Annotated in this window: 4 protein-coding genes; 3 read left to right on the top strand and 1 reads right to left on the bottom strand. The window is 62.2% G+C overall.

The genetic code is table 11. The annotated features are described in order from the left end of the window. Nucleotides 1-202: hypothetical protein (locus ACJ8AT_RS27160; RefSeq protein WP_407740785.1), on the bottom strand; the 202-nt coding region annotated here is incomplete at its 3' end. 274 nt (nt 203-476) lie between these two features. Between ACJ8AT_RS27160 and ACJ8AT_RS27155 the strand changes: the two genes are divergently transcribed. The 3 genes from ACJ8AT_RS27155 to ACJ8AT_RS27145 form a co-directional block, all read left to right on the top strand. Further along, entirely contained in the window at nt 477-1,295 is an 819-nt protein-coding gene (locus ACJ8AT_RS27155) for a hypothetical protein (protein ID WP_407740784.1), read from the top strand. Nucleotides 1,296-1,462: 167 nt separating this feature from the next. Then, a complete protein-coding gene (locus ACJ8AT_RS27150) occupies nt 1,463-2,200 on the top strand; it encodes an outer membrane protein (protein WP_407740783.1) in 738 nt (245 codons plus the stop codon). A gap of 54 nt (nt 2,201-2,254) precedes the next feature. Next, nucleotides 2,255-2,537 (top strand): response regulator transcription factor (locus ACJ8AT_RS27145; RefSeq protein ID WP_407740782.1); only part of this gene is annotated, 283 nt, incomplete at its 3' end.

Genomic DNA, 2,537 nt, shown 5'->3' with positions numbered 1-2,537 from the left:
CCCGCTGCTGCGCAACGGCTTGCTCATGAGCTTCGCGCTCGGACAGGCGCCGGCTCAAATCCGCTACCGTGGCCTCGAGGCGCTCGATCCGTTGCTTGTCGCTTTCGCGCTCGGACGGGCTATCCTGAGCGCGCGCAGGCTGCGCCACCCTGTAGGCAGTCGCGACTGCAAGCAGCGAACTTGTTATCCAGCGGTTCGACATGTGCCCCCTCCGGCCCCAAAGCCATCATCTTGGTCTGCGGGGCTTTCAGTTCGGGTTCACTCCGGTAGAAACCCGAAATCGATGGGGGCAAACCCTTGGCCGCTGAGCTGGCCGTGGGGGTGTCGAAACGCTGGGCCAGTCCCTGCGGAGGCAGTGACTTTGCTGCGCTTCCAAGCTGAGCCAGCGTGGGGCGCCGGAATGCGCTCCCTCGGGAATTCACCCTATGTCGGAAGGCCCAAGGCCAGCCTCATACGGGCGCGTTGAGGAGGGGGTCTTGGATCTCGGATCCTATTCCATCTTGGTCTCTGCATCGCAGACCGTGATCGCTATATTCCTGGTCGGCACGTCCATGCTGGCGGCAGGCCTTGGCTATGGCGCACGGCTGCTCGTCCGCCGTCGCAATCGCCAGGTTGGCCGGGCAGAAAGCCCGCCAGGTCAGGAAACTTACATCGTCTCGCAAGTGCTCGGGTTGCTCTCGCTGCTGCTGGCGTTCACCTTCGGCGTAGCGCTCGATCGGTACGAGGCGCGCCGGACCTTCGTCTCCTCGGAAGCCAATGCGATCGGCGACGAATACACGCTCGCGCAGATGCTCGACGACCCGCATCGCAGCCGCCTCGCCCAGCTCCTTAAAGTCTATGTCGATAACCGGGTCGAACTCGGAAGCAGGACCACCCGGCAAGAGGAACTGCTGGTGGCCAACAACCGCCTCCTGATCGATATCGCAAGGGCCGTCTCGGATGCCATGGACACGGCGCAGAGCCGGGGGATCCAGGTGCCGCTCGTCAACACCACGAACTCGATCCTCGACTTCGACCGGTCGCGAAAGGTGGCGCGGCAGACCCGCGTACCGCCCGAGGTCCTGCAGGTTCTCTATATCTATCTGGTCGTCGCCGCCGCCATCCTCGGCTTCGTGCTCGAGGAGCGGCGCAGTCGGTTCGTTGCGGTCGTGCTGTTCTTGCTGCTCACCATGTCGATCATCACCATCGTCGACCTCAATCGTCCGACCTCGGGGAGAATCCGGGAGCCCCAGATGGCAATGGAGATGCTTCAAAGAACGCTGGCCACCCGACCGGTGACAGCATCCAATAAGTAGAGACTGCGCGCTGGCCCGGCCAGCATCGAGGCGCATGACAGAGCCTCCGGATCGGGTCGGGGCGCGCAGCCCCCCTACTCCGGTGTTCACCCGATATATGGGCTTTGCGAAGCGGCCTACCCCTAAGGCTCATCGACACCCGATGGGGACTGAAGGGGAGAAGGTTCATGGCATTCGCAGCAACAACCAAGGAACTTCGGCTCGGCCGGATGGTGTTTGCGCTGGCAGCAGCCGGCGCAATTGCGACCCCGGCAGTGGCCCAGAAAAATCTCTTCACCGGGTTCAAGGGAGAGCTCCTCACCGGCTACGACAATGAGGGCGTCGATTACGACGACGATGTTTTCAATGGCGGCAAGACGTCCCAGAGCGGCTGGATGTACGGCTTCGGGGTCGGCTACGACTATCAGTTCAGCGGCCTCGTAATCGGTGCTGAGGGCGAGCTGATGGAATCGACCGCCGGCAAACAGCGGTCTTATAGCGGCGTTCGGCCGAGCCAGTTGCCCTCGCCAGCCCCGCCCAACGTGCCGGTCACGCTGAACACCAACATCGATGCTGGCGGCGATTTCTACATCGGCATTCGCGGCGGTGTGCTGGTGGCCCCGGAGTTCCTGATTTACGCCAAGGTGGGTTATACCAACCACAAGATCGACGTGGACGGAGACGGCGTCGATAACGGCGTGGCGTTCAAGTTCAACAATCATGTGAAAGTGGACGGTTTCCGGCTTGGCATCGGGGGCGAATATGCCTTCGGCAACTCGTTCTACGGCAAACTCGAATACCGTTATACCAACTACAATAACGGCGATCTCGATATCCGCGGGGCGAACGTGAACTTGAATCCGCTCTTCTCCGGAATCGATGTCGTCCGCCACCAAGCACTGGTTGGGGTCGGCTTCCGCTTCTAGGTGCGATCACAGGAGCCTGGAGGAGGACAGGCGCAACCAGCAGGGGGGCGGCCGATGCCGGTATCCAGACGAGTCCTGATCGTCGACGACCACGAGGTCATCCGCCGCGGCCTGCGAACCCTCCTCGATACGAGGCAAAACCTCGATGTCGTGGCGGAGGCCGCGAGCGGACGCCAGGCGCTGCGTGTGGCCCGCGAGACCAGCCCGGACATTGCCATTATCGATTACTCGCTGCCGGAACTCAACGGCCGGGACCTTACACTCGAACTCCGCAAGATCTTTCCGCGCATCGAGGTGCTAATCTACACGGTGCACGAGCGTGAAGAGATGATCATGG

Origin of the sequence: Hyalangium sp., assembly GCF_045802625.1 — a bacterium.
Classification (GTDB): Bacteria; Myxococcota; Myxococcia; order Myxococcales; family Myxococcaceae; genus Hyalangium.
The sequence above is the reverse complement of the archived record's forward strand: the minus strand, read 5'-3'. Positions and strand labels throughout refer to the sequence as shown.

Excerpts from the sequence above, each read along its gene's own strand:
- ACJ8AT_RS27150 (WP_407740783.1), top strand. The coding sequence starts at position 1,463 with ATGGCATTCGCAGCAACAACCAAGGAACTTCGGCTCGGCCGGATGGTG.